This is a genomic window from Micromonospora sp. NPDC047521 (genome assembly GCF_055587305.1).
Genome location: NZ_JBVJGN010000002.1, coordinates 260,317 through 284,814, shown reverse-complemented (window position 1 = coordinate 284,814; position 24,498 = coordinate 260,317). Strand labels below are relative to the sequence as shown.

The 24,498-nt window shown below is 71.9% G+C and carries 21 protein-coding genes; 15 read left to right on the top strand and 6 right to left on the bottom strand.

Annotation, left to right across the window (positions count from 1 at the left end; all coding sequences use genetic code 11):
* Nucleotides 1-9: 9 nt before the first annotated feature.
* From ACZ6N8_RS05180 to ACZ6N8_RS05165, 4 genes are read left to right on the top strand one after another with little or no spacing between them, the layout of a single operon-like run.
* Nucleotides 10-579, top strand: a complete 570-nt coding sequence (locus ACZ6N8_RS05180; RefSeq protein ID WP_466007680.1) for a TIGR03086 family metal-binding protein — start codon at nt 10-12, stop codon at nt 577-579.
* 32 nt (nt 580-611) lie between these two features.
* Nucleotides 612-1,148 (top strand): PadR family transcriptional regulator, encoded by a 537-nt coding sequence (locus ACZ6N8_RS05175; protein WP_139587091.1) that lies wholly within the window; start codon nt 612-614, stop codon nt 1,146-1,148.
* The gene (locus ACZ6N8_RS05170; protein WP_466007678.1) at nt 1,145-1,846 is read left to right on the top strand and encodes an ABC transporter ATP-binding protein; all 702 of its coding nucleotides are present in this window, start codon (nt 1,145-1,147) and stop codon (nt 1,844-1,846) included. Before ACZ6N8_RS05175 ends, ACZ6N8_RS05170 begins: the two co-directional genes overlap by 4 nt.
* Complete coding sequence (locus ACZ6N8_RS05165; protein ID WP_466007676.1) at nt 1,843-3,366, top strand: FtsX-like permease family protein; 1,524 nt, start codon at nt 1,843-1,845, stop codon at nt 3,364-3,366. Before ACZ6N8_RS05170 ends, ACZ6N8_RS05165 begins: the two co-directional genes overlap by 4 nt.
* Before the next feature lies 1 nt (nt 3,367).
* Here ACZ6N8_RS05165 and ACZ6N8_RS05160 read toward each other — a convergent pair whose 3' ends face one another.
* Both ACZ6N8_RS05160 and ACZ6N8_RS05155 read right to left on the bottom strand, forming a co-directional pair.
* Nucleotides 3,368-3,523, bottom strand: coding sequence for a hypothetical protein (locus ACZ6N8_RS05160; RefSeq protein WP_466007674.1), 156 nt, complete (start codon nt 3,521-3,523; stop codon nt 3,368-3,370).
* 15 nt (nt 3,524-3,538) lie between these two features.
* Nucleotides 3,539-5,635 (bottom strand): S9 family peptidase, encoded by a 2,097-nt coding sequence (locus tag ACZ6N8_RS05155; protein ID WP_466007673.1) that lies wholly within the window; start codon nt 5,633-5,635, stop codon nt 3,539-3,541.
* Between the two features lie 96 nt (nt 5,636-5,731).
* Between ACZ6N8_RS05155 and ACZ6N8_RS05150 the strand changes: the two genes are divergently transcribed.
* Nucleotides 5,732-7,090 carry an FAD-binding oxidoreductase gene (locus ACZ6N8_RS05150; RefSeq protein ID WP_466007671.1) on the top strand — a complete coding sequence of 453 codons (1,359 nt, stop codon included), beginning with the start codon at nt 5,732-5,734 and terminating at the stop codon, nt 7,088-7,090.
* A 9-nt stretch (nt 7,091-7,099) separates the two neighbouring features.
* Here ACZ6N8_RS05150 and ACZ6N8_RS05145 read toward each other — a convergent pair whose 3' ends face one another.
* The gene (locus ACZ6N8_RS05145; protein WP_466007669.1) at nt 7,100-9,154 is read right to left on the bottom strand and encodes a SpoIIE family protein phosphatase; all 2,055 of its coding nucleotides are present in this window, start codon (nt 9,152-9,154) and stop codon (nt 7,100-7,102) included.
* A 269-nt stretch (nt 9,155-9,423) separates the two neighbouring features.
* Here ACZ6N8_RS05145 and ACZ6N8_RS05140 point away from each other — a divergent pair, with 269 nt between their 5' ends.
* The gene (locus ACZ6N8_RS05140) at nt 9,424-13,791 is read left to right on the top strand and encodes a HAMP domain-containing protein (protein ID WP_466007667.1); all 4,368 of its coding nucleotides are present in this window, start codon (nt 9,424-9,426) and stop codon (nt 13,789-13,791) included.
* Nucleotides 13,788-14,342, top strand: a complete 555-nt coding sequence (locus ACZ6N8_RS05135) for a response regulator (RefSeq protein ID WP_364369408.1) — start codon at nt 13,788-13,790, stop codon at nt 14,340-14,342. The genes ACZ6N8_RS05140 and ACZ6N8_RS05135 overlap by 4 nt, the downstream gene beginning before the upstream one ends.
* Nucleotides 14,343-14,351: 9 nt before the next feature.
* Here ACZ6N8_RS05135 and ACZ6N8_RS05130 read toward each other — a convergent pair whose 3' ends face one another.
* The gene (locus tag ACZ6N8_RS05130; RefSeq protein ID WP_466007665.1) at nt 14,352-14,849 is read right to left on the bottom strand and encodes a GbsR/MarR family transcriptional regulator; all 498 of its coding nucleotides are present in this window, start codon (nt 14,847-14,849) and stop codon (nt 14,352-14,354) included.
* A 91-nt stretch (nt 14,850-14,940) separates the two neighbouring features.
* Between ACZ6N8_RS05130 and ACZ6N8_RS05125 the strand changes: the two genes are divergently transcribed.
* On the top strand, nt 14,941-15,837 hold the full coding sequence (locus ACZ6N8_RS05125) for an ABC transporter ATP-binding protein (RefSeq protein ID WP_466007663.1): 897 nt from the start codon (nt 14,941-14,943) through the stop codon (nt 15,835-15,837).
* Nucleotides 15,834-17,507 carry an ABC transporter permease gene (locus ACZ6N8_RS05120; protein ID WP_466007661.1) on the top strand — a complete coding sequence of 558 codons (1,674 nt, stop codon included), beginning with the start codon at nt 15,834-15,836 and terminating at the stop codon, nt 17,505-17,507. The genes ACZ6N8_RS05125 and ACZ6N8_RS05120 overlap by 4 nt, the downstream gene beginning before the upstream one ends.
* Nucleotides 17,508-17,610: 103 nt before the next feature.
* Here ACZ6N8_RS05120 and ACZ6N8_RS05115 read toward each other — a convergent pair whose 3' ends face one another.
* A complete protein-coding gene (locus ACZ6N8_RS05115; RefSeq protein WP_007454492.1) occupies nt 17,611-17,946 on the bottom strand; it encodes an STAS domain-containing protein in 336 nt (111 codons plus the stop codon).
* Nucleotides 17,947-18,100: 154 nt separating this feature from the next.
* Between ACZ6N8_RS05115 and hemL the strand changes: the two genes are divergently transcribed.
* Genes hemL through ccsB form a run of 6 tightly spaced genes read left to right on the top strand, consistent with a single transcriptional unit; the run spans nt 18,101 to nt 24,075 of the window.
* Nucleotides 18,101-19,438 (top strand): glutamate-1-semialdehyde 2,1-aminomutase, encoded by a 1,338-nt coding sequence (gene hemL / locus ACZ6N8_RS05110; RefSeq protein ID WP_466007659.1) that lies wholly within the window; start codon nt 18,101-18,103, stop codon nt 19,436-19,438.
* A gap of 6 nt (nt 19,439-19,444) precedes the next feature.
* A complete protein-coding gene (locus ACZ6N8_RS05105; RefSeq protein ID WP_466007658.1) occupies nt 19,445-20,092 on the top strand; it encodes a histidine phosphatase family protein in 648 nt (215 codons plus the stop codon).
* Nucleotides 20,092-20,661, top strand: a complete 570-nt coding sequence (locus ACZ6N8_RS05100) for a TlpA family protein disulfide reductase (RefSeq protein WP_466007656.1) — start codon at nt 20,092-20,094, stop codon at nt 20,659-20,661. The genes ACZ6N8_RS05105 and ACZ6N8_RS05100 overlap by 1 nt, the downstream gene beginning before the upstream one ends.
* Nucleotides 20,661-21,479, top strand: a complete 819-nt coding sequence (locus tag ACZ6N8_RS05095) for a cytochrome c biogenesis CcdA family protein (RefSeq protein WP_466007654.1) — start codon at nt 20,661-20,663, stop codon at nt 21,477-21,479. Before ACZ6N8_RS05100 ends, ACZ6N8_RS05095 begins: the two co-directional genes overlap by 1 nt.
* Nucleotides 21,479-23,104 (top strand): cytochrome c biogenesis protein ResB, encoded by a 1,626-nt coding sequence (gene resB / locus ACZ6N8_RS05090; protein ID WP_466007652.1) that lies wholly within the window; start codon nt 21,479-21,481, stop codon nt 23,102-23,104. Before ACZ6N8_RS05095 ends, resB begins: the two co-directional genes overlap by 1 nt.
* Nucleotides 23,104-24,075 (top strand): c-type cytochrome biogenesis protein CcsB, encoded by a 972-nt coding sequence (gene ccsB, locus ACZ6N8_RS05085; RefSeq protein WP_466007650.1) that lies wholly within the window; start codon nt 23,104-23,106, stop codon nt 24,073-24,075. The genes resB and ccsB overlap by 1 nt, the downstream gene beginning before the upstream one ends.
* A gap of 125 nt (nt 24,076-24,200) precedes the next feature.
* On the opposite strand, the gene ACZ6N8_RS05080 is transcribed toward ccsB, so the two are convergent.
* A complete protein-coding gene (locus ACZ6N8_RS05080; RefSeq protein ID WP_364369380.1) occupies nt 24,201-24,443 on the bottom strand; it encodes a hypothetical protein in 243 nt (80 codons plus the stop codon).
* Between the last annotated feature and the right edge of the window lie 55 nt (nt 24,444-24,498).

Here is a 24,498-nt window from a genome sequence, read left to right as displayed (position 1 = left end):
GCTGGCCCTATGGCAACTCAGACTAGCGATCTGCTGGCCGCTGCCGCGCCGCGAACTGTCGACGTGGTGCGCGGCATCGCCGACGACCAGCTCGACCTGCCCACGCCGTGCCGTGACTACGTGGTCCGCGACCTGCTCAACCACCTCTTCCAGGTGGTGGTGAACTTCCAGGATCTGGCCGTGAAGAGCCAGGTGGAGTGGGCCGAGAAACCGGACCACCTGGGCGACGGCTGGCGGGACCGGTTCGCCGTGGAGACCGACCGACTCGTCGCCGCCTGGTCGGATCCGTCCACCCTGGAGGGTGTCTCGCCCGGAATGGGTATGCCGCAGGCCGTCGTCGGCGGCATGGCCCTGCTGGACCTGACCGTGCACGGCTGGGACCTCGCCGTCGCCACCGGTCAGCCGTACGAGCCGGCCCCGGCGGTCGTGGCCGAGCTGCACGGGCTGGTCGAGCGGTTGGGCCCGACGGCCCGCCGGATGGGCGTCTTCGCCGACCCCGTCCCGACCCCCACCTCCGGAGCGCCAGACCTGGACCACCTCCTGTCGCAGACCGGCCGCGCCCCCACCTGGAGTCGTTGACTCGGGTATTCGCTTGGTGAATAGTGGGCGACGTGTCCACGTCGCACGTTCTGCTCGGGTTGCTCGCCGCCGGAAGCCGGCACGGGTACGACCTCAAGCGCGCGCACGACGAGCGGCTGCCCCGGGCCCGGCCGTTGGCCTTCGGGCAGGTCTACGCCACCCTCGGCCGCCTGCAACGCGACGGCCTGGTGGCCGCCGCCGGTCAGGACCGGGCGGCCGGCCCGGACCGCACGACGTACGCGCTGACCGACCCGGGCCGGGCCGCGCTCGACGAGTGGCTGTCCACAGTCGAACCACCCATGCCGTACGTGGCCAGCACGCTCTTCACCAAGGTCGTGGTGGCGCTGCTGGTCGCCGACGTCGACCGGGCCCGGTCCTACCTGATCGCCCAGCGCGGCGCGCACAGCGCACGGCTGCGCGAGTTGACCGCCGCCAAGGCCGACCCGGCCGCCACCCTCAGCGACGTGATCGCGGCCGACTTCGCGATCGACCACCTCGACGCCGACCTGCGGTGGCTGCGCGCCACCCTGGACCGGGTCGCCGACTGGCACCGGGAGGTGCACCCGTGACGCAACTCCAGGCTCGCGGCGTGGTTCGGGCGTACGGCCCGACGCCCGCCCTGCGTGGCGTGACGCTCGACGTGGCCGAGGGCGAGATCGTCGCCGTCACCGGGCCCAGTGGCTGCGGCAAGTCGACACTGCTGCACTGCCTGGCGGGGATCCTCCGCCCGGACGCCGGTGAGGTCACCTGGCGTGGTCACCGGATCGACACCTGGTCGGAGGCGGCCCGGTCCCGGTTGCGGCGCACCGAGTTCGGGGTGCTGTTCCAGTTCGGCCAGTTGGTGGCCGAGCTGACCGCGGCGGAGAACGTCTCCCTGCCGCTGCTTCTCGCCGGCACTCGGCGGCGAGAGGCACGGACGGCCGCGCTCACCTGGCTGGAACGGTTCGGGGTGGCCGATCTGGCCGACGTCCGGCCGGGTGAGATGTCCGGCGGTCAGCAGCAGCGCTGCGCCACGGCACGGGCGTTGGTCACCGAGCCCCGGGTGCTCTTCGCCGACGAGCCGACCGGCGCACTGGACACGCTCACCGGTGAGCAGGTCCTCACCCAACTGGTCCGGCTCGCCCGTGAGCAGCACACGTCCGTCGTGCTGATCACCCACGAGCCACGGATCGCCGCGTACGCCGATCGGGAGATCATGCTGCGCGACGGCCTGGTGGACCACACGGGCCTGGGGCTGGACGTGTCCATGGCCGGCGGCGCGCGGTGAGACCGGGGACGCTGGTCCGGCTCGCTCTCGCCGGCACCCGCACCGACACCGCCCGGGTGGTGCTCACGGCGGTCAGCGCCCTGCTGGCGACCCTGGCCGGGTTGGCGGCGCTCACCGTGCTGGCCATCGACAAGCCGCCCGGCGACGCCTGGGCGGAGTCGGAGCAGTACCGCAACGCGCTGCTGCGTGAACCGGGGCTGCGCGGTGGGACGGCGTTCGCGTTGCTGATGCTGACCATCCCGGTGCTGGCGTTGGCCGGTCAGTGTGCCCGGCTCGGCGCTCCGGCCCGGGACCGCCGGCTTGCGGCTCTGCGGCTGGCCGGTGCCACACCCGGTCAGGTCACCCGGCTGGCGGTGCTGGAGACCGGGGTGGCCGCCCTGCTGGGCACGCTCGCCGGGCTGGGCGTCCACCTGGCCGGTCGCGAGGTGCTGCACCGGCCGGACGCGCAGGGCCGGCTGGCGCTGCCCACCGACGTGCTGCCGTCGACAGGTGCCATCGCGGCGGTGGTGCTGGGTCTGCCGGTGCTCGCGGCGCTGGCCACCGCCCTGATGCTGCGGACGGTCACCGCGAGTCCGCTCGGGGTGAGCCGTAGGGCACCTCGCGAGCGTGGCCCTCGGCCGTGGGCCGGCATCCTGATCGGGGTCGGCGTGGCGTCGTTCGCCGCGGTCCGCCCGGTGGCGTACCGGTTCGACGGCAACGACGAGGTGCTGGGCTGGCTGGTGCCACTGTTCTTCGTGGCCGGTGCGCTCGCCGCGATGATCGGGGTGGTGATCGGCACCGGCTGGATCTCGTACACCTGCGGTCGGTTGTTGCGGCGGTACGCCCGCCGGCCGCCGGCCCTGCTCGCGGCGGGCCGGCTGATGGCCGACCCGTGGGCGGGCAGCCGCACGTTCGCGGCGCTGCTGGCCGCGGTGATCTTCGGTGCCGGCGCGGCCGCGCTGCGCGCCTACTTCGTCACTCAGGACCAGCTCGAACGGGACCAGAGCCAGCTCGCCGGCGCGGACGGGGGCGCCGACCCGTTCTACCTGTCCACCATGGACCTGGTCGACGCCGCCGTCGCGGTGGCCATCCTGATCGCGGCGGGTGGGCTGATGGTCGCGCTCGTCGAGGGGATCGTCGCCCGTCGCCGCGCCTACGCCGCACTCGTCGCCACCGGCGTGCCGCGCGGCACGCTGAGCCGCTCGGTGGTCTGGCAGGCGCTGACCCCTGCGGTGCCGGCGATCCTGCTCGCGCTCGGCGTGGGCGAAGTGCTCGGCCGAGGGCTCTTCCCGCGAGCGGCGACGGGAGGGTCGTCGGCGCAGGTTTGCGACGCCACTGCCGCGCTCTGCGGCGACCCGGCCACCCGCGAGCGGTACACGCGGATCGTCGAGACCCCCGGGTCTGAGCGGGTGCCGGACGTACCCCTGGAACACCTGGCCTGGCTCGGTGCCGGCGCCCTTGTCGCGGTGCTGGTGACGGTCGGCGTCGGCCTGCTCTTCCTGCGGGTCAGCACCGCCCTGGACGAGCTGCGCACGGCCTGAGTCAGGTCGGGGTGTGGAAGAGGCCGGCCGACCAGGAGATCAGCAGGCCGACGGCGGCGGAGCAGCAGCACACGAGCAGGGCGGCGGCGACCACCGCGAGGATCATCCAGGCGGACATCCGCCGGGGCGCCGACCCCGGCTCGTCCTCATCGGTCATCGCCGCCGCCCGTCGTCAGGCCCGACCCAGGCGGTCCAGGATCCAGGCGTTGATGAACGCCTCCTCACGCCAGGCGTCGTACCGGCCGCTCGGCCCGCCGTGCCCGGCACCCATCTCGGTCTTGAGCAGGTAGTCGCCCTGTGGGGCGGTCGCCCGCAGCCGGGCGATCCACTTCGCCGGCTCCGAGTAGAGCACCCGCGTGTCGTTGAGACTGGTCACCGCCAGGATCGCCGGATAGTCAACTGCGGCCACGTTCTCGTACGGCGTGTACGACTTCATGTACGCGTACACCTCGGGGTCGTCCAGCGGGTTGCCCCACTCCTCCCACTCGGTGACGGTCAGCGGCAGCGACGGGTCGAGGATCGAGGTGAGCGCGTCCACGAACGGCACCTGAGCGACGATCCCCGCGAACGCGTCGGGGGCGAGGTTGGCCACCGCGCCCATCAGCAGGCCACCGGCCGAGGCGCCCCGGGCGACCAGCCGGTCGCTTGCCGTCCAGCCGGCCTTGACCAGGTGCCGGGCGCAGGCCACGAAGTCGGTGAACGTGTTCTTCTTGGCCAGCATCTTGCCCTGGTCGTACCAGCGTCGGCCCAGCTCACCGCCGCCCCGGGTGTGCGCCACGGCGAAGACCACACCCCGGTCCAGCAGGGACAGTCGGGCCACCGAGAACCACGGATCCATGCTTGCCTCGTACGAGCCGTAGCCGTACAGCTCGCAGGGCGCCGAGCCGTCCCGGGGAGTGCCGACCCGGCAGACCAGCGAGATCGGCACGCGGGTGCCGTCGTCGGCGAGCGCCCAGTCGCGGTGCTGCTCGTACTCGGCCGGGTCGTACGGCCGTCCGTCCGGCCCGGGCAGCACCGGCTTCTGCTTGCGCAGCACCATCTGCCTGGTGACCAGGTCGTAGTCGTACACCGAGTCCGGGGTGACGAGCGACGAGTAGCGCAGGCGGATCTGCCCGGTGCGGTACTCCGGGTTGGTGTCCAGCCCGACGCTGTACAGCGGCTCGGGGAAGTCGATGTCGTGCGCGTCGTCGCTGCCCACCGGCAGCACCCGCAGGCCGGTGAGCCCATCGGTGCGCAGTGACACCACCAGGTGGTTCGCGAACGCGTCCACCGCCTCCAGCCGGGTGCCAGGTGTGTGCTCGATCAGCGGCACCCAGTCGCCCGGCGCGTCCGCCGAGGTGAACGCCAGCGCGAAGTCCTCCGCGCCGTCGTTGTGCAGGATGAGGAAGCGGTGGCCGTGGTGCTCCACCGCGTACTCGACGCCCTGGCGCCGTGGCGCGACCACGGCCGGGGCGCCTGTCGGGTTGCCGGCGGGGATCACCAGCACCTCGCTGGTGACCTTGCTGTGGATGTCGATGAGGACGAACTTCTCCGAGCGGGTCAGCTCCACGCCCACCCAGAACCGCTCGTCGTCCTCCTGGTGGACGACCACGTCGTCGGCGGAGGCCGAGCCGACGGTGTGCCGCCACACCCGGTTCGGCCGCCAGGCGTCGTCGACGGTCACGTAGAACAGCACCGACGCGTCGGACGACCAGGCCGTGCCGTAGAAGGTGTCAGGCACCTCGTCGGGCAGCAACTCGCCGGTGGTCAGGTCCTTGACGCGCAGGGTGAACCGCTCGTCGCCGGAGAAGTCGGTGGAGTAGGCCAGCCAGCGGCCGTCCGGGCTGACGTCGAACGCGCCGAGCGAGAAGAAGTCGTGCCCCTCGGCCAGCTGGTTGCCGTCGAGCAGCACCTCCTCGCCGTCGAGCGGGCCGCCGTCCGCGCTGACCGGCGGGTCGGTCTCGCCGTCCCGGACGGCTCGGCGGCAGTGCACCCCGTACTGCTGACCCTCGATCGTCCGGGTGTAGTACCAGTACCCGCCCTTGCGGGTCGGCACCGACAGGTCGGTTTCGAGGGTGCGCCGCCGGGTCTCCTCGAACAGGGCGGTGCGCAGCTCGGCCAGGTGTGCCGTGCGCGCGTCGGTGTACTCGTTCTCGGCGGTCAGGTAGGCGATCGTCTCCGGGTCGTCCTTGACAGCGAGCCAGGCGTACTCGTCGACGACGGTGTCGCCGTGGTGGGTGCGCTCGGTGGGCACCCGCTTCGCCGCGGGCGGGGCAGTCTCGGTGGTCACGGCGGCCACGTTACCGGCCGGCCCGCTCCGCGCGCCGGAGCAGCGGCATCCCGACATCCCTCACCACGGCTTTCGAACACATGTACGATGGCCGGCATGGCGGCAGCAGCGAGTTCCCTCGGCCGGTCCGGAGCCCTCGAGATCACCCGACGGTTGGCGGCGATCTGCGGTCCGCCGTTCTCCCGGCTCGGTGGTCCGGCCGACGAGGTGGCGGGGCGGGCGGCGCGCTGGGTGGCCGTGCCGGGCGGCCCGCACGCCGCCGCCGAGGTCCTGCGGCTGGCCGCCGCACACGACCTGACCGTGGTGCCCCGGGGCGCCGGCACGAAAATCGACTGGGGTGCCCCGCCGGTGCAGGTCGACATCATGCTCGACACCGGGCGGCTGGCCGGTATCGGCCACGAGCCGGTCGGGGCACCGGTGGCCGAGGTGGGCGCCGGCACACCGCTGCGGGCCGTGCAGGCCACGCTTGAGCGCACCGGGCAACGGCTGGCGTTGGACGCCCCGTCGCCAGGTGCGACGGTGGGCGGGGTGTTGGCCGCCGGTGAGGCCGGTCCGCTGCGGCACCGCCACGGCAGCCCCTGCGACCAGCTGCTCGGCGTCCGCTACCTGGGCGCCGACGGTGAGCTGGTCAGCGCCGGAGGCGGCGCGCCCGGTCTCGACCTGGCCCGGCTGCTCTGCGGCTCGCAGGGCGCGCTCGGCGTGCTGGTCTCGGCGAGCCTCCGGGTGCAGCCGGCGCCGGCGAGCCGGCTGTGGGTGTCCCGTCCGGTGTGGACGCCGCTGGAGGTGCACGACCTGGTCCGGATGATCCTCGCCGCCCGGCTGGACCCGGCGGCCGTCGAGCTGGATCTCCCCGCCGGTACGCCCCGACCGCGGACGCCGTACCCGCCCGGTCACCCGTCCGCCACCGCCCGGGAACGCCACCCGTCGATGTCGGGCCGGCCCGGTGCGCCGTCCCGCGCGGGCAGCCTGGTGGTGCTGCTGGAGGGCGGCCCGGCCGACGTCACCGAACGCGCCGAACGCCTGGTGGGCCTGCTGCACGGGGAGGCGACTGTCGCGCACTCCGCCCCGACGTGGTGGCGGCGTTACCCGTTCGCGCCGGGCGACACGGCGCTACGGCTGGAGGTGCCGATCAGTGACCTGCACGCGGCCGTGTACGCGCTGCGCGACGCGGCCGGCTCCCCGGTGCCGGTGCGGGGTTCGGCGGGGCTGGGCGTGGTGCACGCGGCGCTGCCCGGCGCGCTGGCACCCGACCGGGTGGCGTCGATCCTGGCCGCCGTCCGGGGGGTGCTGATGGCCCGGGAGGGCCGCTGCGTCGTGGTCTCCGCTCCCGCGCCGGTCCGGCGGGCCGTCGACCTCTGGGGTGAGATCGCCGGTGTGGCCCAGTTGCGGGCCGCGAAGGAGCACCTCGATCCGGATCACCGGCTCGCCCCCGGCCGGCTGCCCGGTGGCCTTTGACCCGTCCGGTCAGACGGCGTCGTTGCGCAGCACCAGGATGGCGATGTCGTCGCGGGGCGGCTCGACCGAGAAGTTGATCGCGGCGGCGCGCAGTCGGGCGGCCACCACGTCGGCCGAGTAGCCGGCCAGCGGCGCGGCCGCGTCCCGCAGCCGGTCGGTACCGAACAGCTCCCGGCCGCGTCGCCGCTCGGTGACGCCGTCTGTGTAGAAGATGAGCGAGTCGCCGGGGCCGAGGGTGATCTCCGCCGTCGGTGAGGTGATCGTGTCGAGCAGGCCGAGCGCCGTGCCGCCGGTGCCCACGAACCCCGCGCCGCCCTTTCCGGACAGCAGCACCGGTCGGTCGTGCCCCGCCAGGTGCAGCGCGACGTCCAACTGGTCGCCACCGCCCGGGCCGATCGCCGCCAGAGCCAACGTGCAGTACCTGCCGCCGCCCCGCTCGACAAGCGTCTCGTTGAGTCGGGACAGCACCTCCGGCAGCGGCTTGCCGTCGCCGACCAGCACGCGGATCACGTCCCGGACCAGCCCGGTGACCGCGGCGGCCTGCACGCCCTTGCCCGAGACGTCGCCGATCACCACGAGCGAACGCCCGTCGGGCAGCGGCACCACGTCGTAGAAGTCGCCGCCGACCTCCGCGTCGTCGCCGGTCGGGACGTACTCGGCGGCGAAGCCGATCCCGTCCACCACCGGCAGCACCGGCGGCAGCAGGGACTGCTGGAGGGTCTGCGCCACCCGCCGGCGCTCGGCGTGGATGCGGGCGTTCTCGATGGCCAGCGCGGCCCGACGGGCGACGTCCTCCAGGACGGACACCTCGTCCGGGTCGTGCCGGTGCCGCTGGTGCCGGCCCACGGCGAGGGTGCCGAGCCGCTGCCCGCGCGCGATCAGCGGGACCGCGAACCCCTCCATCGGACCGCCGAGCGGGATCTGCGCCGCGCTGCGCGACGCCTCGCGCAGCCGCGCCTGGATCGAGTCCGGGCCGGTCTCCGCGAGGACCTTGTGCAGCTGTGGCAGCACCGACTCGTCGGCGTGGGTAGCCGCCGCCAACCGCAGCCGGCCCCACTCGTCGGTGGTGTGCACCGCGCACCACTGGCCGAGCCGCGGCACCACCAGCTGCGGGATCAACGCCATTGTCAGCTCGACGTCCAACGACTGGGCCAGCAGTTCGCTCGCCTCGGCCAGGAACGTCAACCACGCCTGCCGGCGGACGTCGGCGCGGCGCAGCCTGTCGTTCTCCAGGTGCAGCGACAGCCGCTCGGCGGTCAGCACCGCCAGGGGCCGGGCGTACGCGGACGGCGCGGCGTCCAACTCCAGCTCCCCGCCGTACGGGCGGTGCACGGTCAGTGGCACCTGGAGCAGTTCGCTGCCGAGGCGGGGCTGCCGGCCGATGCGGGCCAGCACCTGCCGGCCCTGCCCGTCGCCCCGGTCGAGGCGGATCACGCCGCCGGCCGCTCCCACCATCTCGGCGAGCCTGCTGAGCAGGCCGGCGGCGAAGTCGGGCAGCGGGTCGTCCGCGTACATGTCGGGGGTGGTCTGCATGAGTTCGCTCATGGCGCTGGCGCTCGGGCCGGCGCTGCCCGCGGCCGTGCCGGTCGGTGTCGCGTTGCCGGCGGCGTCGGGCGGGTCGGCGTCGGGACGGTCCAGCCGGAACCAGACGCCCTTGCCGGTGGGCAGGTACGTGGTGCCCCACCGGCTGGCGAAGTGGTCGACCAGCAGCAGGCCACGGCCCCGCTCGGACACCTCGTTGATCTCGGTGGCGTCGTTCCGGGTGCCGACTGTCAGTTCGTCGCCGGGCCCGGCCGCGAAGTCGGAGACGGTCACGGTGAGCCCCACCTCGTCGGCGACGACGTCGATGTCCAACTCGGTGCGGGCGTGCTCGACGGCGTTCGTGGTCAGCTCGGTGGTGAGCAGCAGCGCCTCGTTGGCCAGTTCGTCGAGGTGCGCCTCGGTCAACACCGAGCGGACGACCGCGCGGGCGGCGGCGGGGGTACGCCGGTCGGCGGGCAGTCTGACATGCCGGACCGCCCCGTTCCGGGCCCCGGCCGTCGCGGGCCCCGCCTCGGCTGACACCTTCGTATCCTCCATCGTCCTTGCGCCGGCTGCCAAGCCGATCACCGTCGTGGCGGACGTTCGTGGTTCCCCGGGCTGCTGTGCGGTGTTTCGGCACCCGGACGAGGTCTGCGACGCACCGTACCGGATCGGTTGCCCGTGGGTGGATCGGTTGCGGTGCCCGGGGTGGTCCGGCGGGTCGCGCACCCTGGCACTGCGGCGCGCGCGGGCACAATATGGGGTGCCGGTGTGTCCGTACGGACCGGCGCCCCCGAGTTGAGCGAGGAATGATGACCACGGCGAAGCAGTCGGTGGCGGATCCGTCCGCGTCCGACCACGAGGCGCTCCTCGGTGAGTTGACCGAGGCGCTGCGACGGATCGGCCGCGGCGACCTGAAGGTCCGGCTTCCCCGCCGTGCTGGCAAGGCCGGCGAGGTGGCGGACGCCTTCAACGAGGTGGTGTCGCTCCAGGAGCGGCAGTACCTGGACCTGCGGCGGATCAGCCGGATCGTCGGCCGGGACGGTCGGCTCACCGAGCGGCTGGACGACGAGGGGCTGGACGGGTCCTGGGCGGAGGGGCAGCGGGCGATCAACTCGCTGATCGACGACCTGGGCCGGCCGACCACGGAGATTGCCCGGGTGATCGTGGCGGTCGCGGACGGCGACCTGTCGCAGCACATGGCGCTGGAGATCGACGGCCGGCCGCTGCGCGGTGAGTACCTGCGCATCGGGCGCACGGTCAACACGATGGTCGACCAGTTGTCGTCGTTCTCGAACGAGGTGACCCGGGTCGCCCGTGAGGTGGGCACCGAGGGCAAGCTGGGCGGTCAGGCGGACGTCCGGGGTGTCGCCGGCACCTGGAAGGACCTCACCGACTCGGTGAACACCATGGCGTCGAACCTGACCGGCCAGGTGCGGTCGATCTCGCAGGTGGCGACGGCGGTGGCCAAGGGCGACCTGTCGCAGAAGATCACGGTCGGCGCGCGCGGTGAGGTGGCGGAGTTGGCCGCCACGATGAACTACCTCACGGACACGCTGCGGCTCTTCGCCGAGCAGGTGACCCGGGTGGCCCGTGAGGTGGGCACCGAGGGCAAGCTGGGCGGCCAGGCCGAGGTGCCGAACGTGGCGGGCACGTGGAAGGACCTGACCGACAGCGTCAACTCGATGGCGTCGAACCTGACCGCCCAGGTCCGTAACATCGCGCAGGTCTCCACGGCTGTGGCACGCGGTGATCTGTCGCAGAAGATCACCGTGGCGGCGCAGGGCGAGATCCTGGAGCTGAAGGACACCGTCAACACGATGGTGGACCAGTTGTCGTCGTTCGCGGACGAGGTGACCCGGGTCGCGCGTGAGGTGGGCATCGAGGGCAAGCTCGGCGGTCAGGCCCAGGTCCGGGGCGTCTCCGGCACCTGGCGGGACCTCACCGAGAACGTCAACCAGCTCGCCGGCAACCTGACCAGCCAGGTCCGCAACATCTCCCAGGTCTCCACGGCGGTGGCCAAGGGCGACCTGTCGCAGAAGATCACTGTGGACGCGCAGGGCGAGATCCTGGAGCTGAAGAACACGGTCAACACGATGGTTGACCAGTTGTCGTCGTTCGCGGACGAGGTGACCCGGGTCGCGCGTGAGGTGGGCACCGAGGGCAACCTGGGCGGTCAGGCGCAGGTCAAGGGCGTCAGCGGTACGTGGCGGGACCTGACGGACAACGTGAACTCGATGGCGTCGAACCTGACCAGCCAGGTCCGCAACATCGCCTCGGTGACCACGGCTGTGGCGAAGGGTGACCTGTCGCAGAAGATCACGGTGGACGCCCGGGGCGAGATCCTGGAGTTGAAGTCGACTGTCAACACGATGGTGGACCAGTTGTCGTCGTTCGCCGACGAGGTGACCCGGGTGGCCCGTGAGGTGGGCACCGAGGGCAAGCTCGGCGGTCAGGCCCAGGTACGCGGGGTCGCCGGCACCTGGCGCGACCTCACCGACAACGTGAACTCGATGGCGTCGAACCTGACCGCCCAGGTCCGCAACATCGCCCAGGTCTCCACGGCTGTGGCGAAGGGTGACCTGTCGCAGAAGATCACGGTGGACGCCCGGGGCGAGATCCTGGAGTTGAAGTCGACTGTCAACACGATGGTCGACCAGTTGTCGTCGTTCGCCGACGAGGTGACCCGGGTCGCCCGTGAGGTGGGCACCGAGGGCAAGCTCGGCGGTCAGGCGCAGGTCAAGGGCGTCAGCGGTACGTGGCGGGACCTGACGGACAACGTCAACTCGATGGCGTCGAACCTGACCAGCCAGGTCCGCAACATCGCCTCGGTGACCACCGCCGTGGCGAAGGGTGACCTGAGCCAGAAGATCACCGTGGACGCGCAGGGCGAGATCCTGGAGCTGAAGTCGACTGTCAACACGATGGTCGACCAGCTGTCGTCGTTCGCCGACGAGGTGACCCGGGTCGCCCGTGAGGTCGGCATCGAGGGCAAGCTCGGCGGTCAGGCGCAGGTCAAGGGCGTCTCCGGCACCTGGCGGGACCTCACCGAGAACGTCAACCAGCTCGCCTCCACGCTCACCACCCAGCTGCGGGCCATCGCCCAGGTGTCCACGTCGGTGACCAGGGGTGACCTGACGCAGCGGATCGCGGTCAAGGCGCAGGGCGAGGTCGCCGAGCTGAAGGACAACATCAACCAGATGATCGTCACCCTTCGGGAGACGACCAAGAAGAACGCCGAGCAGGGCTGGCTGGACTCCAACCTGGCCCGCATCGGCGGCCTGTTGCAGGGTCAGCGGGACCTGGGCGAGGTCTGCCGCATGATCATGACGGAGGTGACCCCGCTCGTCGACGCCCAGCTCGGCGCCTTCTTCCTCGCCGACGACACCGACGGCAGCATGCGGCTGCGGCTGACCTCGTCGTACGGGTACGTGGCGCGGGGGCACGACGTCACCTTCGGCCCGGGTGAGGGGCTGGTCGGGCAGACCGCCCTGTCCCGCCGCACGATCCGGGTCAGCGCCTCGCCGAACAGCCGACTCACCCTGCGCTCCGGCCTCGCCGAGACACCCCCGTCCGACCTGGTGGTGCTCCCCGTGCTGTTCGAGGGGGAGCTGCTCGGGGTGATCGAGTTCGCAAGCGTGGCCGCCTTCTCCGAGCTGCACCTGTCGTTCCTGGAGCGGCTGGTGCTGACCATCGGCATCGCGGTCAACACCATCCAGGCCAACAGGCGTACGGAGGAGCTGCTGGCCCAGTCGCAGCGGCTCGCCCACGAGTTGCAGGAGCAGTCGGCGGAGTTGCAGCGCACGAACGCCGAGCTGGAGGAGAAGGCCACTCTGCTGTCCGAGCAGAAGGGCAACATCGAGACGAAGAACCGGGAGATCGAGCTGGCCCGGCTCGGCCTGGAGGAGAAGGCGCAGCAGCTCACCCGGGCGTCGGCGTACAAGTCGGAGTTCCTGGCGAACATGAGCCACGAGCTGCGTACGCCTCTGAACTCCTTGCTGCTGCTGGCGCGTCTGCTCGCGGAGAACTCGGAGCAGAACCTGAGCCCCAAGCAGATCGAGTTCGCCAGGACCATCCACGGTTCCGGGTCGGACCTGCTGCGTCTCATCGACGACATCCTGGACCTGTCCAAGATCGAGGCGGGCCGGATGGACGTCGAGCCGACCGAGATCCGCTTCACGGAGATCCGCGGGTACGTCGAGCAGGCGTTCGCGCCGCAGGCCGAGGAGAAGAACCTCGACTTCCAGGTACGCGTGAGCAAGGATCTGCCGCCCGCGCTGGTCACCGACGCGCAGCGGTTGCAGCAGATCCTGCGCAACCTGCTGTCCAACGCGGTGAAGTTCACCGACAACGGCGCGGTGACGCTGCGGATCGCCCCGGCTGCGGAGAACGCGGTATTCGACGTGCCGGCGCTGACGAACGCCCAGCAGGTGATCGCGTTCACGGTGATCGACACCGGGATCGGGATCTCCGACGACAAGCTGTCGATCATCTTCGAGGCGTTCCAGCAGGCGGACGGCACCACGAGCCGTCGCTACGGTGGCACCGGCCTCGGACTGTCGATCAGCCGCGATCTGGCCCGGCTGATCGGTGGCACCATCACCGTGTCGTCGGCGCCCGGTCAGGGTTCGACGTTCACGCTGTTCGTACCCCAGGTGCTGGCTCCGGACGCGGTGGTCGCGCCCGCGCCGCCGTCGCCGCAGCGCGCCGGTCTGCCGTCGTCGCTGCTGATGCCGCCGCTGGAGCTGTTGGCGGAGCGGCCGGAGGCGCCGGTCACCCGGCAGTTGGACGGCGCCACGGTGCTGATCGTGGACGACGACGTGCGGAACGTCTTCGCTTTGACCAGCGCATTGGAGCTGCACGGGATGACCGTGCTGTACTCGGACAACGGGGCGGACGGCGTCCGCCTGCTGGCCGAGCATCCGGAGGTGGACATCGTGCTGATGGACGCCATGATGCCGGACCAGGACGGGTACGAGACCACCCGCCAGATCCGCCGCAACCACCGCTTCGCGGATCTGCCTGTCGTCTTCCTGACCGCGAAGGCGATGCCGGGTGACCGCGAGTCGGCGCTCGCGGCCGGTGGCAGCGACTACATCACCAAGCCGGTCGACCTGGACGACCTGATCGAGTTGATGTCGTCCTGGATCAGCGGCAGCCGGACTGAGGAGACCTCGTGACCCAGATGGCCAAGGCGCTGCTCGTGGACGACAGGCGGGAGAATCTGATGGCCCTGGAGGCGATTCTCCAGGGCCTGCCGGTCCAGTCGGTGGCGGTGGAGAGCGGCGAGGCGGCCCTCAAGCAGTTGCTTGTGGACGACTTCGCGGTGATCCTGCTGGACGCGCAGATGCCGGACATGGACGGCTTCGAGACGGCCAGTCACATCAAGCGTCGGGAGCGGACCCGGCACGTGCCGATCATCTTCCTCACCGCCGCCGACCGGGACGCCCAGCTCGCGCTCCGGGGCTACCAGGTGGGCGCTGTGGACTACCTCACCAAGCCGTTCGACCCGTGGGTGCTGCGGGCCAAGGTGTCGGTATTCGTCGAGTTGTGGGTGAAGACCCGGCAGTTGGCCGCCCAGTCGGACCTGGTCCGGGAGCGCGACACGCAGTGGCGGCGGCTCACCGACGCGGTCGACGAGGCGACGACCCTGCTCCGCTCGGACGACGTCCAGGCCCGTGACCGGGCCGTGCGTCTGCTGGAGCAGGCCCGTTGGGGCAACACCGACTGACCGGGGCGGTCAGGCCTCGCCTGGTCGGGCGTGGCCGGTGGCGGCCCGACGGACCCGCCAGCGTTCACCCAGCGAGTCGATCTCTTCCTGGACGAAGACGAAGAAGTCGCGCATCTCGGCCACCCGTTCGCCGGCGGGCGTGTCGGGGCCGTTGAGGGCTGCCACTCCGCCGTCGGCGACGTCGATGAAGGTCTTGTAGAGCCCGGTCTTGGTGATGGTGGCCTCGTACCAGGGGTTGTCAGGCATCCGGTAGCGGTCCCGGCGGGAGCGGGGGACCGGCTCGCGGATCAGCATGCCGAACTGGGTGAGGTAGCGGACGGCGCCGCTGACCGCCGCCGCGCTCACCCCGAGCCGCTCGCCGATCTCGGCGGCGGTCAGCGGATCGTCGGCGCTCATCACCGTGAACAGCACCCGGGCCGCCATCCGCGGGAAGCCGACCTCGGCGAACGTCAACGCCATCCGTTCGACGAAGAGGTGCACCGGGTCGTGGCTGTCGGCGGCTGCCATGGTGGTCCCTTTCCGCGTGTGGTGTAGCCCTCGATGGTGCCGAGGTCTCACAGTCTTCACAACTTCGTGAAACGAGTGTAGCTTCCGATACATGGAAACTCCCATTTCGGTGTCCGGCCTGGTCAAGACCTTCGGCCGGACCCGGGCGCTCGACGGTCTGAACCTGACCGTCCGCGCCGGCGAGGTGCACGGCTTCCTCGGCCCCAACGGCGCCGGCAAGTCGACTGCCATCCGGGCACTGCTCGGCCTGCTGCGGACCGACGCCGGGATCCTCCGCCTCCTCGGTGGCGACCCGTGGCGCGACGCGGTGGCCCTGCACCGCCGGCTGGCGTACGTGCCGGGCGACGTCACGCTCTGGCCCAACCTCTCCGGCGGCGAGGTCATCGACCTGCTGGGCCGGATGCGCGGCGGCCTCGACCCGGCCCGCCGGGCCGAACTGCTCGACACCTTCGAGCTGGACCCCCGCAAGAAGGGCCGGGCCTACTCCAAGGGCAACAGGCAGAAGGTCGGCCTGGTGGCGGCCCTCGCCTCCGACGCCGAACTGCTCATCCTGGACGAGCCCACCTCCGGCCTGGACCCCCTCATGGAGGAGGTCTTCCAGCACTGGGTCCGCCGGGCGAAGGCCGACGGCCGCACCGTGCTGCTGTCCAGCCACATCCTGGCCGAGGTGGAGGCGCTCTGCGACAGGGTGACGATCATCCGCAACGGACGGGACGTGGAGACCGGCACCCTGACCGAGCTGCGTCACCTGCGACGCACCTCGATCGAGGCCGAGCTGACCGGCCCGGTGGACGGGCTGGGCCAGCTCACCGGCGTACACGACCTGCGGGTGGACGGGAGCCGCGTGCGCTTCGACGTGGAGAACGCCGCGCTGGACGCCGCGCTGCGCCGGCTCACCGAGATCGGCGTACGGAGCCTGGTCAGCCAACCGCCGACGTTGGAGGAGCTGTTCCTGCGGCACTACCAGCCCGAGCAGGTGCGGTCGTGAGCGCGAGGAGTGAGCCGGGCCTGCGAGCCCCGCAGTCGCGAACGAAAGGCAGATCAGCGACCGCGCTTACCGGCACCTGGCACATGGTGCGGCTCATCCTGCGCCGGGACCGGGTGCTGCTGCCGATCTGGATCCTGCTGCTGGCGGTGCTGCCGGCCAGCTACGCCGGCACGTACGCCGAGCTGTACCCGACCGCCGCCGAGCGGGCCGCGTACCTGGCCGGCACGGCGAGCAACCCGTCGATCGTCGCACTGCTCGGCCCGGTGTACGGCGACAGCGTCGGCGCGCTCACCGTCCAGCGGGCCGGCCTGCTCGCCCTGGTCGTCGCCCTGGCCAGCGTGCTCACCGTGGTGCGGCACACCCGTACCGAGGAGGAGGCCGGTCGCCGGGAGTTGCTCGGCGCGACGGTGCTGGGCCGGTACGCCGGGCTCACCGCCGCGCTGCTGGTGACGTACGCGGCGAATGTGCTGCTGGGTCTGCTCACCGCCGCGGGTCTGGCCGCCGCGGGCCAGCCCGGCGCCGGTTCGCTGCTCTTCGGCGCGGGGGTGGCGCTCACCGGCATCGCCTTCGCCAGCGTCGGCGGGTTGGCCGCGCAGCTCACCGAGAGCGCCGGGGGTGCGCGCGGGATCGGCCTGGGCGTGCTCGGGTTGGCGTTCCTGCTGCGGCTGGGCGGCGACGCCGGCGGGTCGGGTGGCACCGGCGGGAGCGCCGAGTGGCTGAGCTGGCTCTCACCGCTGGGCTGGGCGGCCCGGGGGCGGGCCTTCGCCGACGAGCGGTGGTGGGTGCTGCTGCTTCCGGTGCTGTTCAGCGTGGCTGTCGCGCTCGTCGCGTACCCCGTCTCGGTGCGTCGTGACCTCGGCGCCGGAGTGTTCCCGCCCCGGCTCGGCCCGGCGAGCGCCGGTAGTGGGCTCACCGGCCCGTTCGGCCTGGCCTGGCAGCTGCACCGGGGTCAGTTGCTCGGGTGGACCGTCGGCTTCGGGCTGCTCGGCCTCGTGCTGGGCGGCGCGGCTGACGCGGCCGGCGACGCGGTGCAGGGCAACCAGCAGGTCGCCGAGATCCTGGCCCGTCTCGGCGGCACGTCGGCGCTCGCCGAGGCGTACCTCGGTGGGACGTTGAGCCTGACCGCGCTTGCCGCCGCCGGGTACGGCATCCGGGCCGCGCTGCGGGCGCGGGCCGAGGAGACCGCCGGGCGGGCCGAGCCGCTGCTCGCCACCGGGGTGAGCCGGACCCGCTGGTTGGGGGCGCACCTGCTCTTCGCGCTGCTCGGCCCGGCGCTGGTGCTGGCCGTGGCGGGGCTCGCCACCGGGCTGGCGTACGGCCTCAGTGTGGGTGACGTCGGCCGTGAGCTGCCCCGGATGCTCGGTGCCGGGCTGGCCCAGGTGCCCGCGGTCTGGGTGCTGTCCGGGTTGGCGGCGCTGCTGGTGGGCTGGCTGCCCCGGTTCTCCGCTGCGGCATGGGCGGTGCTCGCGGGTTGCCTGCTGCTCGGTCAGTTGGGCGCGGTGCTCAAGCTGAGTCAGTGGGCGCTTGACGTCTCCCCGTTCACGCACACCCCGCAGGTCCTGGGTGACACCTGGACGGCAACGCCGCTGGCGGCGCTGACGGTGATCGCGGCGGCGCTCCTGGCCCTGGCCCTGCGCACGTTCCGATCCCGCGACATCCCCACCCTCTGACCCACCTGACCCGCGCCGATCATGAGGCTGGCGGGTGGTACGGGCAGCTGATCGCCCGTCAACCTCATGATCAACGGCGCTGGACCGGCGGCGTGCGGGTCCGTCAGCCGGTGGGTTGGTCGTTGCGGATCATCAGGGCGCTGCGCAGGCCGGTGATGTCCAGGACGCGGATCAGGAAGTCGCCCACGTGGGTGAGCATCAGCAGGCTCTGCGCGTGGCTGGCCTTGCGGCTGAGGACGACGAGTGTGCCCAGGCCCTGCGAGTCGCAGAACGTGACGCCACCGAGGTCGAGCACGATGCGCGGCGGCGGGTCGGCCAGCACCTCGTTGACGACTGTGGAGAGCTGGGCGGCCGTGAGCATGTCGATCTCACCGGCCAGGCGCAGCACTGCTTCGTCGCCCGTCCGGTGTAGCGTGATGGACAGTTCGGCACGATCCACCCGGTCAGCCTAGCGCGATCCAGGCGACCCGGCCTGTCGAGGCCGCGAGCCGCGCCCGACGGGCTCCGACGAGCGCCGATGGCGGGTGAGCCGGGTAACCCCGGCCCGGGGTGGCTGCCGGTTGGCCGTTCGGCGCTGACACAATGGCGGCATCGTGACCGACATCGTTTCCGCCGGATCTGGCCGTTACCCGGCCGACGCGCCGGCCTCCGAGGCCCTGTTCGACCGCGCCCGCGCCATCGTGCCGGGCGGGGTGAACTCCCCCGTGCGTGCCTTCCAGGCGGTCGGCGGCGCCCCACGTTTCATGGTCCGCGGCGAGGGCGCATGGCTGTACGACGCCGACGACCGCCGCTACGTCGACCTGGTCTGCTCGTGGGGTCCGCTGATCCTCGGGCACGCCCACCCGGAGGTAGTGGACGCCGTGCAGGCCGCCGCGGCCCGGGGCACCAGCTTCGGCACCCCCACCCCCGGTGAGGTGGAGCTGGCCGCCGAGCTGGTGGACCGGACGCCGATGGAGCAGGTACGCCTGGTCAACTCCGGCACCGAGGCGACCATGTCGGCGATCCGGCTGGCTCGCGGCTTCACCGGCCGCTCCAAGATCGTCAAGTTCGCGGGCTGCTACCACGGCCACGTCGACGCGCTGCTCGCCTCCGCCGGTTCCGGCGTGGCCACCCTCGGCCTGCCCGACTCGCCGGGCGTGACGGGCGCGGCGGCCAGCGAGACGATCGTCCTGCCGTACAACGACATCCGGGCCGTCGAGGAGGCCTTCGCCGCCGAGGGCCAGCACATCGCCGCGGTGATCACCGAGGCGGCCGCCGGCAACATGGGCGTGGTGGCCCCCCGCGACGGCTTCAACCAGCAGCTCGCCCGGATCGCGCACGCCCACGGCGCGCTGCTCGTGGTGGACGAGGTGATGACCGGGTTCCGGGTCTCCCGCGCCGGGTGGCACGGCCTCGACGCCTCCGACGCCGACCTGTGGACGTACGGCAAGGTCATGGGGGGTGGCCTGCCCGCCGCCGCGTTCGGCGGGCGCGCGGAGATCATGTCGCGGCTCGCGCCGGCCGGCCCGGTCTACCAGGCCGGCACGCTCTCCGGTAACCCGCTGGCCTGCGCCGCCGGCCTGGCCACGCTGCGCCTCGCCGACGACGCGCTGTACCGCAAGCTGGACGAGACGGCCGCCGTCGTGGGCAAGCTCGCGTCCGACGCGCTTGCCGCCGCCGGGGTCCCGCACCGACTGTCGTACGCGGGCAGCATGTTCTCGATCTTCTTCACCGACGCCGACGTCGTGGACTACGACAGCGCCCGTACCCAGCAGGTGCCGGCGTTCAAGGCGTTCTTCCACGCGATGCTCGCCGCCGGCGTCTACCTGCCGCCGAGCGCGTTCGAGTCGTGGTTCGTGTCGGCGGCGATCGACGACGCCGCTCTGGAGCACATCGCGGCCGCGCTGCCGACGGCGGCGAACGCGGCGGCAGCGGCTGGTCACGGGGGGTAGCAAACGGTGAGCAAGACGACGGTCCACGTGCTCCGGCACGGCGAGGTGCACAACCCCGACCAGATCCTCTACGGCCGGCTGCCCGGTTTCCGGCTGTCCGAGCTGGGTGTGCAGATGGCCAAGGCCGCCGCGCAGGGTCTCGCCGAGCGGGAGATCGTGCACGTGGTGGCCAGCCCTCTGGAACGCGCCCAGCAGACCGCCGAGCCGATCGCCGCCCAGTTCGGGCTGCCGGTCGGGGTGGACGAGCGGCTGATCGAGAGCGCCAACTGGTTCGAGGGCAAGAAGGTGTCCCCGGGTGACGGGTCGTTCCGCGACCCGCGCAACTGGTGGGTGCTGCGCGACCCGGTGACGCCGTCCTGGGGTGAGGCGTACCGGGTGATCGCCGAGCGGATGTTCGCCGCCGTGCACGCCGCCCGGGTCGCCGCCGAGGGGCGCGAGGCGGTGCTGGTGTCGCACCAGCTCCCCATCTGGACGCTGCGCCGGTACGTCGAGCGCAAGCGGCTCTGGCACGACCCGCGCAAACGGCAGTGCGGGCTGGCCAGCCTCACGTCGTTCCACTTCGACGGCGCGAAGGTGGTGGGCATCGGCTACAGCGAGCCCGCCGCCCACCTGATCGCTCTCTCCGCGACAGCCCGGACGGCCAAGGGGGCCTGATGAACGCCCGGAGGTGGACCGCCGGTCTGCTCGCCACAGTCGCCGCGGTGGCGCTTGTCGGCTGCACGTCGTCCAAGGGGCAGGAGAAGACCTGCACGACCACCACCGACGGGATCTTCGAGTGCGCGCCGGACCAGCGTTCGGCCCCGCCGAAGCTCGCCGGTGAGCTGCTCACCGGCGGCACGTACGACGTCGACCAGGCCCGTGGGCAGGTTGTGGTGGTCAACTTCTGGGGCTCCTGGTGCGCGCCGTGCCGCGCCGAGGCCGACGACCTGGAGGCCACCTACCAGGCCACCAAGGCCTCCGGGGTGACGTTCCTCGGCATCAACGTCCAGGACTCGCGGGACAAGGCCAAGGCGTTCGAGGAGGGCAGGGTCACCTATCCGAGCCTCTTCGACCCGTCCAGCCGGTTGGCGCTCGACCTGGACATCCCACCGAACACCGTCCCGGCGACCGTGGTGCTCGACCGGGACGGTCGGACCGCCGCCGTGATCCGGGCAGCGGTCAAGCAGGAGGGTCTGCAACCGATCGTCGAGCGGATCGCCGCCGAGAAGCCGACCCCGAACTGATGGGCGAGACCTTCCGGGAGTTGGCGCTGAGCGGGCCGCTCCTGCTCGCCATCGGCGCGGCGGCACTCGCCGGCCTGGTCAGCTTCCTGTCCCCGTGCGTGCTTCCGCTGGTCCCCGGCTACCTGTCGTACGTCACGGGTCTGGCCGGCGCGGACCTCGAAGGCCGCCGGCCTCAGGCGGACCCGGCGCCCGGCGGCACCGGGGGCGTCGCGGTCCGGGAACGGTCCGCCGTGGTGGCCGTGAAGGGCCGGGTGCTCGCCGGGACGCTGCTCTTCATCGCCGGCTTCACAGTCGTCTTCGTCGCCACCGCGATCCTGTTCGCCGGCATCGGCCGGGTCTTCTTCGAGTACGAGCGGCAGCTGGAGATCGTCGTCGGCGCGCTGATCATCGTGCTCGGGCTGGGCTACCTCGGGATGATCCCGGCGCTGCAACGGGAGTTCCGGATCTCCCGGCTGCCGTCGGCCGGGCTGCTGGGCGCACCGGTCTTCGGCGCTGTCTTCGCGCTCAGCTGGGTGCCCTGCACCGGCCCGACGCTGGGCGCCGTGATGGGGATGGCGGCCACCAGCGGTCAGAGCGACCGTGCCGTGGTGCTCGCCGTGGCGTACTGCCTCGGGCTGGGGCTACCGTTCGTCGTGTTCGGGCTGGGCTTCCAGCGCCTGCTCGGGGTCTTCCGCGCCATCCGGCGCAACAGCCGCTGGGTCACCCGGGTCGGCGGCGCCCTGCTCATCCTGATCGGCCTGGCGCTTGTCACCGGCGGGTGGCAGAGCTTCGTGATCTGGTTGCAGACCACCGTAGGGGTGGGCGAGGTGAGCATCTGATGACTGTCGTCGACGACCGGCCGGAAGCCGAGGCACCGGCACCCCGGCGCCGACCCAACCGGCTGCTGGCCCTGCTGCGCAACTCGTGGCGGCAGCTCACAAGCATGCGTACGGCGCTGATCCTGCTCTTCCTGCTCGCGGTCGCCGCCATTCCCGGCTCGGTGCTGCCGCAGCGCGGGATCAGCCCGGAGAAGGTCAACCAGTACTTCGTCGACCACCCCGACTGGGCGCCCCGACTGGACCGGATCGGCGCGTTCGAGGTCTTCGGCTCGGTCTGGTTCTCCGCCATCTACCTGCTGCTGTTCACCTCGCTGATCGGCTGCATCACGCCCCGGCTGCGCGATCACGTCCGGGCGCTGCGGTCCCGGCCGCCGGTCGCGCCGAAGCGGCTGGCGCGGCTGCCGCAGCACACCGTGCTGCCCGCCCCGGCCGGCGGGGCGGCGGCCGTCGCCGAGGTGCTGCGCAAGCGGCGCTGGCGCGTCGAGGTACGCGGCGACGAGGTCTCCGCCGAGAAGGGCTACCTCAAGGAGACGGGCAACCTGCTGTTCCACACCTCGCTGATCGCGGTGCTGATCGGCGTCGCGCTCGGCTCGTGGTACGGCTGGAGCGGCAACCGCCTGCTGGTGGCCGGCGCGGACAACGCGTTCTGCAACACCCGTCAGCAGTACGCCGAGGCGAAGCTCGGCCCCCGGGTGGACAGCGCCGACCTGCCCCGCTTCTGCCTGCGGCTGGACGACTTCCAGGCCCGGTTCCTGGACAGCGGTCAGCCGGAGTTCTTCAACGCCACGGTGACCGTCGACGGCCCCGACGAGCCGACCCGTCGGGCGGACTTCTCGGTGAACTCGCCGCTGCGCCTGAACGACGCGAGCGTCTACCTGCTCGGCCACGGGTACGCGCCGGTGATCCGCTACACCGACCGGTTCGGTCGCAGTCAGACCAGCACCACGCCATTCCTGACCACAGGCGACATGGGCCTGACCGGCGAGGGGCTTGCCGCCTTCCCGGACGCCAACGTCGACCCGAAGACCGGCAAGCGGGCACCGGACCAGCAGATGGCGTTCACAGGCATCTACCTGCCCACCGCGCCGCAACAGGCCCCCTTCGTGCGCTCGGAGTACCCGACCGAGCGCAACCCGGCGCTGAACCTGGTCGCCTACCGGGGCAACCTCGGTCTGGACGCCGGCATCCCCGGCTCGGTCTACCAGCTCGACCAGCGGCAGGTACGCGCCGGCAAGGTCAAGGAGGTCGGCACCAAGCTGCTCCGCAAGGGGGAGAGCTGGACGCTCGACGACGGCACGACAGTCGAGTTCCTGGGCACCGAGCGGTACGTCACGCTCTCCGTCCGGCACGATCCCGGCTCGACGATGCTGCTGGTGAGCTGTGGTTTCCTGCTGGTCGGGCTGATGGGCTCGCTGTTCGGCAAGCGCCGCCGGGTCTTCTTCCGGGTGGTGCCCGCCGACCCGACGGAAGGATCTCCGACGAGCGGTAGTAGCTTGATGGAGGCCGGTGGGTTGCCGCGCACCGACTATCCAGGGTTCGCCGACGAGTTCGCACAGCTCGTCGCCGCTGTCCGCGGTGACGAACAAGCGGCCGGGCGGGCCGGCGCGCGAGAAGGGGCCGAGTGATGTCCGCACTCTCCGACAATCTGGTGACCTTCGCGATCCTGGCGTATCTGATCGCGATGATCGGCCACGCCGTGGAGTACGCGCTGGGCAACGCGCGTACCCGGGTCGCCGCCGCGGCTCCCGTACGCGAGCTGGTCGGTGCCGGTGGTGGTGTCGTCCCGACGCCGCCCGCGCCCGTACCGTCGTCGCCCGCCGCCGACCGCTCGGCGGCGCGTGCCCGACTCGCGGGCCTGATCGGGGTGGGCGCCACGGCTGTCGCCGCCGCCCTGCACCTCGCGGCACTTGTCACCCGCGGTCTCGCGGCCGACCGGATGCCGTGGGGCAACATGTACGAGTTCGTGCTCACGGTGACGTTCATCGGGGTCGCGGCCTGGCTTGTGGTGCTCTGGAAGCGGCCGGCGCTGCGCAAGCTCGGCCTGTTCCTCACCCTGGTGATGGTGCTGCTCGTGGCCACCGCCGAGCTGGTGCTGTACGTGCCGATCGTGCCGCTGGTGCCGGCCCTGAACTCGTACTGGTTCGTCGTCCACGTGTCGACGATCGTCTTCGCGTCAGGCATCTTCCTGTTCGGCGCGGTGCCGGCGGTCGGCTTCCTGATGCGCAGCGGGTACGAGCAGGGCAAGCGGAGCTTCCCGTACACCCTCGCCAAGCGGCTGCCCGGCGCGGCCAGCCTGGAGCGGCTGACCTTCTCACTGCACGCCTTCGCGTTCCCGATCTTCACGTTCGCGGTGATCGCCGGCGCGATCTGGGCCGAGGCGGCCTGGGGACGGCCGTGGGGCTGGGACCCGAAGGAGACCTGGGCGTTCATCTCCTGGGTGGTGTACGCGGGCTACCTGCACGCCCGCGCCACGCCGAGCGTGAAGCGCAACGTGGCCACCTGGATCGCTGTGGTCGGCTTCCTCACGGTGCTGATGAACCTGTTCGGCGTGAACATCTTCTTCACCGGCCTGCACTCGTACGGCGGGCTGGACTGACCCTCTCGACGATCTGCGGGCCGGCCATGGACGACTCCGTGACCGGCCCGCGTCGTTCCGCCGGGCTCGGTCAGCTGTACCAGGTTCGCAAGCGCCGGGACCAGCCCGACAGGCACCCCTGACTCCTAGTGATCAGCTGTGACGTTTCTCGATCCCGTCGCGGTGTGGATCCGTGCCGATCGCCAGTCGCGCAGCGTCCGCTCGACCTGGACGGTGACCTGGTAGGACACCTCCGGCAGATCGGCCAGCTCGATCCGTTCCCCGCGCATGGCCAGCTGCGAGTGCAGCTCCCTGGCGACGGCGTCGCGGACCGCGACCAGCAGGGGAGACAACCCGTCCGGGTCGCCGACGACGTACGCGTCCGACATGCCATCAGTCTGCGCCCGAGCGGCCGTGGCACGCCAGGGCCGGTGAGATGTGTCC

Excerpts from the sequence above, each read along its gene's own strand:
- ACZ6N8_RS05180 (WP_466007680.1), top strand. The coding sequence starts at position 10 with ATGGCAACTCAGACTAGCGATCTGCTGGCCGCTGCCGCGCCGCGAACT.
- ACZ6N8_RS05160 (WP_466007674.1), bottom strand. The coding sequence starts at position 3,523 with ATGACCGATGAGGACGAGCCGGGGTCGGCGCCCCGGCGGATGTCCGCC.
- ACZ6N8_RS05150 (WP_466007671.1), top strand. The coding sequence starts at position 5,732 with ATGGCGGCAGCAGCGAGTTCCCTCGGCCGGTCCGGAGCCCTCGAGATC.
- ACZ6N8_RS05140 (WP_466007667.1), top strand. The coding sequence starts at position 9,424 with ATGACCACGGCGAAGCAGTCGGTGGCGGATCCGTCCGCGTCCGACCAC.
- ACZ6N8_RS05130 (WP_466007665.1), bottom strand. The coding sequence starts at position 14,849 with ATGGCAGCCGCCGACAGCCACGACCCGGTGCACCTCTTCGTCGAACGG.
- ACZ6N8_RS05125 (WP_466007663.1), top strand. The coding sequence starts at position 14,941 with ATGGAAACTCCCATTTCGGTGTCCGGCCTGGTCAAGACCTTCGGCCGG.
- ACZ6N8_RS05100 (WP_466007656.1), top strand. The coding sequence starts at position 20,092 with ATGAACGCCCGGAGGTGGACCGCCGGTCTGCTCGCCACAGTCGCCGCG.
- ACZ6N8_RS05095 (WP_466007654.1), top strand. The coding sequence starts at position 20,661 with ATGGGCGAGACCTTCCGGGAGTTGGCGCTGAGCGGGCCGCTCCTGCTC.
- resB (WP_466007652.1), top strand. The coding sequence starts at position 21,479 with ATGACTGTCGTCGACGACCGGCCGGAAGCCGAGGCACCGGCACCCCGG.
- ccsB (WP_466007650.1), top strand. The coding sequence starts at position 23,104 with ATGTCCGCACTCTCCGACAATCTGGTGACCTTCGCGATCCTGGCGTAT.
- ACZ6N8_RS05080 (WP_364369380.1), bottom strand. The coding sequence starts at position 24,443 with ATGTCGGACGCGTACGTCGTCGGCGACCCGGACGGGTTGTCTCCCCTG.